This window comes from Micromonospora sp. NPDC002717, assembly GCF_040295705.1.
GTDB lineage: Bacteria > Actinomycetota > Actinomycetes > Mycobacteriales > Micromonosporaceae > Micromonospora.
In genome coordinates this window covers 298,272-304,348 of record NZ_JBEOVW010000008.1, presented here as the reverse complement: position 1 = coordinate 304,348, position 6,077 = coordinate 298,272, and the positions used below count along the sequence as shown (strand labels likewise).

Below are 6,077 nucleotides of genomic sequence, written 5' to 3'. Positions count from 1 at the left end.
GCCGTGCCCGGCGCAGGGATCAAGCCTGACCGCCCGGAGCCGGGCACGGCGGGCCACACCCCCACACCCCCACATCGGCACGCCCGCAAGGATCAGGCCGGGCGGAGGATGCCGAGGCGTTGGGTGGCGCGGGTGAGGGCGACGTAGAGGTCGCTGCGGCCCCGCGGTGACTCGGCCACGATGCGGTCGGGGTCGACCAGCAGGACGGAGTCGAATTCGAGGCCCTTGGCCTGGGCGACGGTGAGCACCACCACGCGGCTCTCCAGCTCCGGGTGCTCGCCCACGGCCGCCTCCGGCAGGGCGGCGGTGACCGCGCCGCCCAGCTCGTCGACCCGGCCGGCCGGCACGATCACCCCGAGCCGGCCGTCGTCGAGGCCGGCCGCTTCCCGGGTCGTCGCGTCGACCACTTCCGCCGCCAGCCGCTCCAGCGTCACCGCGCGGTCCCACGGCGGCACCCCGCTGGAGCGTACGGAGCGGGGCGGGCGCAGCGCCGGGTCGATCTCGGCGAGCACGTCGGCGGCGACGGCCATGATCTCGGCCGGGGTGCGGTAGCTGACGGTCAGCTCCTCCAGCCGCCAGCGCTGCGCCACGTACGGCTCCAGCGCGTCGGCCCAGGACGGCGTGCCGGCCAGCGCGCCGGTCTGCGCCACGTCGCCGACGATCGTCATCGAGCGGCTCGGGCAGCGGCGCATCAGCAGCCGCCACGCCATCGGCGACAGCTCCTGCGCCTCGTCGACGATCACGTGCCCGAACGCCCAGCTCCGGTCGGCCGCGGCCCGCTGGGCGGTGGTCAGCCGTTCCGCCTCCTCCTGCCGCTCCAGCAGGCGGTCGGCGTCGATCAGGTCGGTCACGCCGAGGATCTCGCCGCCGTCGGCCTCGTCCTCCACGTCGATCGACCGGGAGCCGCGGGCGATCTCCAGTACGCCCTCGGCGTACTCCCGTTGCATGGCCCGGATCCGCTCGCGGCGCGCGGCGGCGGCCCGCTCGTCCTCGCCGAGCAGCTCGGCCGCCTCGTCCAGCAGCGGTACGTCGGCCGGCGTCCAGCCGCCCGCCTCGCGGTGCAGCAGGGCGCGCTCGGCGTCGGTGAGCACGGGCGCGGCGGCGGCGATCCGCTCGGTGTCGGCGTACAGGTCGGCGAGCAGGCGCTGCGGGGTGAGCACCGGCCAGAGCTGGTCCAGGGCGGCCCGCACCTCGGGCTCCTCGCGCAGCTCGCGGCGGATCTCGGCGACGTCGGCCTCCTCCAGCAGGTTCTCCCCGCCCAGCGGGTCCGCGCCGATCCGCTCGGCGACCTGGGCCGCGAGCGCGTGGACGATCTCGACGTCGAAGAGGGCCCTGGCCAGGTTGTGCGGGCGACCGGAGCGGCGGGCCCGGTCCCGGGCGGCGCGGACGGTCTCCGGGTCGAGCCGGAGCACCTCCTGTTGCGGCAGCTCGATCTCCAGCGGCTCGTCGGGCACCCACTGCCGGTCCCGTACGGCGGCGGCCAGCACGTCGGCCATCACCGCCCGGCCTTTCAGCGCGGCGGTCTCGGCGGGCTCGGTGCGTCGGGCGCTGACGCCGGGGAACAGGTCGCCCTGCGTCCGCAGCAGCACGCCCGTCTCGGCGAGCGCCGGCAGCACCTGCGAGATGTAGCGCAGGAACGTGGCGTTCGGGCCGACCAGCAGCACGCCCCGGGTGGAGAGCTGCTGCCGGTGGGTGTAGAGCAGGTACGCCGCGCGGTGCAGCGCCACCGCCGTCTTGCCGGTGCCCGGGCCGCCCTGCACCACGAGGACGCCCGGCAGGTCGGCGCGGATGATGCGGTCCTGCTCGGCCTGGATGGTCTCCACGATGTCGCGCATCCGGCCAGTCCGGCCGGCGTTGAGCGCGGCGAGCAGCGACGCCTCGCCGGTCAGCTCCTCGTGTGCGGTGGGGGAGGCGGTGGCGAGGTCCAGCACCTCGTCGTTGAGCGCGGTCACCTTGCGCTCCCGCGTGCGCAGGTGCCGGCGGCGGCGCACCCCCTGCGGGTTCGCGGCGGTGGCGAGGTAGAAGGCGCGGGCCGCCGGGGCGCGCCAGTCCATCAGCAGTGGGTCGTAGTCGCCGCTGGTGTCGAAGATGCCGATCCGGCCGATGTAGTGGGGGCCGCCCTCGTCGGTGTCGAGGCGGCCGAAGCAGAGGCCGTTCTCCACCGCGGCGAACTGCTCGACCTGATCGGCGTACATCCGCACCGCGCTGTCGCGCTGGGAACGGGCCTGAAGGGTGCCGCCGGTCGCCCGCAGCTCCTCGGTCAGCCGGTGGGACGCCTGCTCACGCAGCCCGTCCAGCCGCCGGTAGAGCATCGAGACGTATTCCTGTTCGCGGCCGATCTCGTCGTCGGACTGCAATTCAGCGGAATCGGCGGAATGCCTTGACAAGCCGTCTCCCAATTGGTTAGTATCCCTCTCGGAACGGCTTTTGGGAGCCGTTCCTTTTTGTTGTGCCAACTGAGAAAGATACCGCGCCCCGGCCGTCCGGACCAAGCGCGCCGGACCAAGCGGGCCGGGCCACGTCACGGGCCGTCCCACAGACGAGTCGGGGGCCCGCCTCGTGGCGGACCCCCGATCGCTCGACTCCGCTCAGCCCTTCGCCACCTCGTAGAGCCGCTCCGGGGTCACCGCTCCGGCGATCACCCGGCCGTCGTCGGTGAGCAGCACGCTGAACAGCTTCCCGGTGAGCAGCCGCCCGCTGCCCCAGTCGCCGCTGACCGCGGGCAGCGCCCCGAGCAGCGCCGCCGCCTCGCCGGCCGGCTCCCGGTCGGCACCCGCCGCGGGGGCCTTGCCCGGGCCGCCGGGCGCGCCGGCGCCGTCGAGCCGCGCGACCACCACCGTGCCCCAGCCCTCGCCGACCGTACGCACGTCCGGCCGCTTGCTGTCGCCCGCCCGGTCCTTGCGCGTGGCGGCCGGGCGTTCCCCGACCGTCTCCTCGGTCACCTTCACGCCGGGAGGCGGGTTGAAGGTGAACTGGTCGGCGTCCGGCCGGGCGTACGACACCTCGGTGAAGGCCATCTCGAAGGCCGGCTTGTCGCTGCCGTCGGCGAAGACCTCGAAGCGCAGCGGCACGTGCTCGCGCGCGTCGATGGCGATGCGCACCTGGTGCACCAGCGAGGCGGCGTCGCGCGGCGCGAGCACCAGCTCGTACGCGTCCCGCCCGGCGACCGTGGCGGACCGGCCGACGCTCACCTCGGTGCTCGGGTCGATCGCGGCGAGGGCCCGGTCGGCCGCCTCCTGCGGCGTGGCCGGCAGCTCCGGGGCGGCGGCCTCGCCCTCGCCCGCGGGCAGGGTGCGGTGGGTGGCGGCGTTGGCCCGGCTGTCCCAGGTCCACACGTCCCGGCCGTTGCGGATGACGTCCCGCTCGCCGAGGGTGTCCAGCAGGGCGATCCGCTGCCGGTCCGGGCCGGAGTGCCAGACGCGCAGCGTGTGCGTGCCGGTCAGCAGACCGGTCAGGTTGTCGCCGCCGACCAGCCCGGCCAGCGGCGGCAGGCCCAGGTCGGCGCGCTGCACGACCGTGCCGGAGAGCCCCTCCAGCCGGGAGGTCTGCAGGTCGACCAGGAGTTGGGCGGCGGTGCGCGGCGGCAGGCTCGGCTCGGCCTGGGCGGCGAACGTGCCGAGTGCGGCGCCGCCGCCGATGACGGTCACGACGGCGGTCGCCGGGACCAGCCACCGCAGGACGGGACGGCTCTTCAGGACGGACATGTGACACCTCCTGATGACATCCTGCCCGTTCGACCCTGTGAGGGTGCTGAGGACGACGGTACGGCCACCCGCGCGGGGGTGGCACCCTTGACTGCGTGCGGGTGCTGGTGGTGGAGGACGAGTCCCGGCTGGCGTCCGCCCTGCAACGGGGGCTGCAGGCCGAGGGGTTCGCGGTGGACGTGGCGCCGACCGGCCCGGCGGGGCTCGACGCGGCGCGGCACGGCGGCTACGACGCGATGATCCTCGACGTGATGCTGCCCGGGCTCTCCGGCTACGAGGTGGTCCGCCGGCTGCGCGCCGAGGAGCACTGGCTGCCGGTCCTCATGCTCTCGGCCAAGGACGGCGAGTACGACCAGGCCGACGGGCTGGACTGCGGTGCCGACGACTACCTCACCAAACCCTTCTCGTACGTCGTGCTGCTGGCCCGGCTGCGGGCCCTGCTGCGCCGCGGCGCGCCCGAACGCCCCACGGTGCTCGCGGTCGGCGACCTGCGGCTCGACCCGGCCCGGCGGCGGGTGACCCGGGCCGACGCCGAGGTCGCGCTGACCGCCCGCGAGTTCGCGCTGCTGGACTACCTGATGCGCCGCCCCGGCGAGGTGGTCTCCAAGATCGAACTGCTGGATCACGTCTGGGACGCCAGCGACGAGACCGCTCCCAACGCCGTCGAGGTCTACGTCGGCTACCTGCGGCGCAAGATCGGCCGTGAACGGCTGGAGACGGTCCGGGGCGCCGGCTACCGGCTCGCCACGTGACGGGCGGAGGAAGGGCCCCGTCCGATCGCCTCCGGTACGGCAGGCGCCCCTTCCCCGCGCCCGGGGTGCGGGGGCTGGGGCGGCGGCTGCGTGCCGCGCTCGGGCTGCGGGGGCGGCTGATGGTGGTCGGGGTCCTCGGCGTCTCGCTGGGGCTGGCCGTCGGCGGGCTGGTCCTGCTCGGCGTACTCGGCTGGTCGCTGCAACGCGCCGTCGACACCGAGGCGTTCCGGACCGCCGACGCCGTGGCGCTGTTGGCCGCCGAGGACGCCCTGCCCGACCCCCTGCCGGTGGCCGGGGGGCAGGTCCGGGTGCAGGTGGTCGACGCGCAGGGACGGGTGCGGGCCGCCTCGATCGGCGCCGATCGGCTCGTGCCGATGGTCCCGCCCGACCGGATCGACGCCGGCGCGCGGCAGCGGCTGACGGTGTCGGGGGAGCGGATCGACCTGGCCGGACCGGTCCGGGTGGTGGCCGTGCCGGCCGGCACCACCGCCGACCCGCTCACCGTCCTGGTGGCCCGCTCGCTGGCGGACGCGCGGCACAGCGGGCACGTCGTGCGGACCATCCTGCTGGTGAGCTTCCCGCTGCTGGTGGCCGTGCTCGCCGCCGTCGCCTGGCGGGTGGTCGGGGCCACCCTGCGCCCGGTGGAGACGCTGCGCCGGGGCGCCGAGGAGATCACCGGGCGCAACGGGGGCGGGCGGCTGCCCGTACCGGCCTCGCAGGACGAGATCCACCGGCTGGCGGTCACCCTCAACGGGATGCTGGGCCGGCTGGAGTCGGCCCGGGACCGGCAACGGGCCTTCGTCGCCGATGCCGCCCACGAGCTGCGCAGCCCACTGGCCAACATCCGTACGGAGCTGGAGGTGGCCCGGCGGCTGGCCGACCGGACGGACTGGACGGCCGTGTCGGCGAACCTGCTCGCCGACACCGAGCGCCTCGGCCGGCTCGTCGACGACCTGCTGCTGCTGGCCCGCCTCGACGAGCGCCCGCCGGCGCGGGCCACCGGGCCGGTCGACCTGGGCGCGCTGCTCGCGTCGGTGGCCGGCCGGTACCCGTCCCCGCCGGTGCGCCTCGACGCGCCGGCGGCGCCGCTGTGGACCGAGGGCAACCCCGACGAGCTGCGCCGGGTCCTGGCCAACCTGGTCGACAACGCGGTGCGGCACGCCCGGGGCGAGGTGGTGCTCGCGGCCCGGCCGGCCGGCCCCGGGGACGCCCCGGCCCGGTCCACCTCTGCCCCGGACGGCGGCGGGCGGCCCGTCGACGGTGGGAGCGGCGGAGCCCGGTCCACCGGCGCGGCGGCGTACCACCTGGTGACGGTGACCGACGACGGGCCCGGGATCCCGGCCGCGGACCGGGAGCGGGTGTTCGGCCGGTTCACCCGGCTCGACGACGCGCGGGCGCGCGACGACGGGGGCGCCGGGCTCGGCCTGGCCATCGTGCGCGAGCTGGTCCGCCGGGCCGGCGGCCGGATCGAGCTGACCGACGCTCGTCCCGGCGGCGACGGCGGCCCGGGGCTGCGGGTGCGCCTGCTGTTGCCGGTCCTGACCGACCCGGAGCGGCCCTGAGGGGACGCGAGCCTCTCGCCCCGCGCCACGCCGACGGCAGTTCCAGGGACGCGGCCGGG

General features: G+C 76.1%; 4 protein-coding genes. 2 read left to right on the top strand and 2 right to left on the bottom strand.

Translation table 11 applies throughout. The features are described 5' to 3' along the window. Positions 1–92: 92 nt before the first annotated feature. On the bottom strand, positions 93–2,387 hold the full coding sequence (locus ABT006_RS15250; RefSeq protein WP_502890958.1) for a HelD family protein: 2,295 nt from the start codon (positions 2,385–2,387) through the stop codon (positions 93–95). Positions 2,388–2,588: 201 nt separating this feature from the next. After that, positions 2,589–3,704, bottom strand: coding sequence for a LolA family protein (locus ABT006_RS15245; RefSeq protein WP_350706678.1), 1,116 nt, complete (start codon positions 3,702–3,704; stop codon positions 2,589–2,591). 95 nt (positions 3,705–3,799) lie between these two features. Here ABT006_RS15245 and ABT006_RS15240 point away from each other — a divergent pair, with 95 nt between their 5' ends. Next, the gene (locus ABT006_RS15240; RefSeq protein ID WP_350706676.1) at positions 3,800–4,456 is read left to right on the top strand and encodes a response regulator transcription factor; all 657 of its coding nucleotides are present in this window, start codon (positions 3,800–3,802) and stop codon (positions 4,454–4,456) included. 119 nt (positions 4,457–4,575) lie between these two features. Continuing rightward, the gene (locus tag ABT006_RS15235) at positions 4,576–6,018 is read left to right on the top strand and encodes an ATP-binding protein (protein WP_350706710.1); all 1,443 of its coding nucleotides are present in this window, start codon (positions 4,576–4,578) and stop codon (positions 6,016–6,018) included. The last annotated feature ends 59 nt before the right edge of the window (positions 6,019–6,077 follow it).

Excerpts from the sequence above, each read along its gene's own strand:
- ABT006_RS15235 (WP_350706710.1), top strand. The coding sequence starts at position 4,576 with ATGGTGGTCGGGGTCCTCGGCGTCTCGCTGGGGCTGGCCGTCGGCGGG.
- ABT006_RS15245 (WP_350706678.1), bottom strand. The coding sequence starts at position 3,704 with ATGTCCGTCCTGAAGAGCCGTCCCGTCCTGCGGTGGCTGGTCCCGGCG.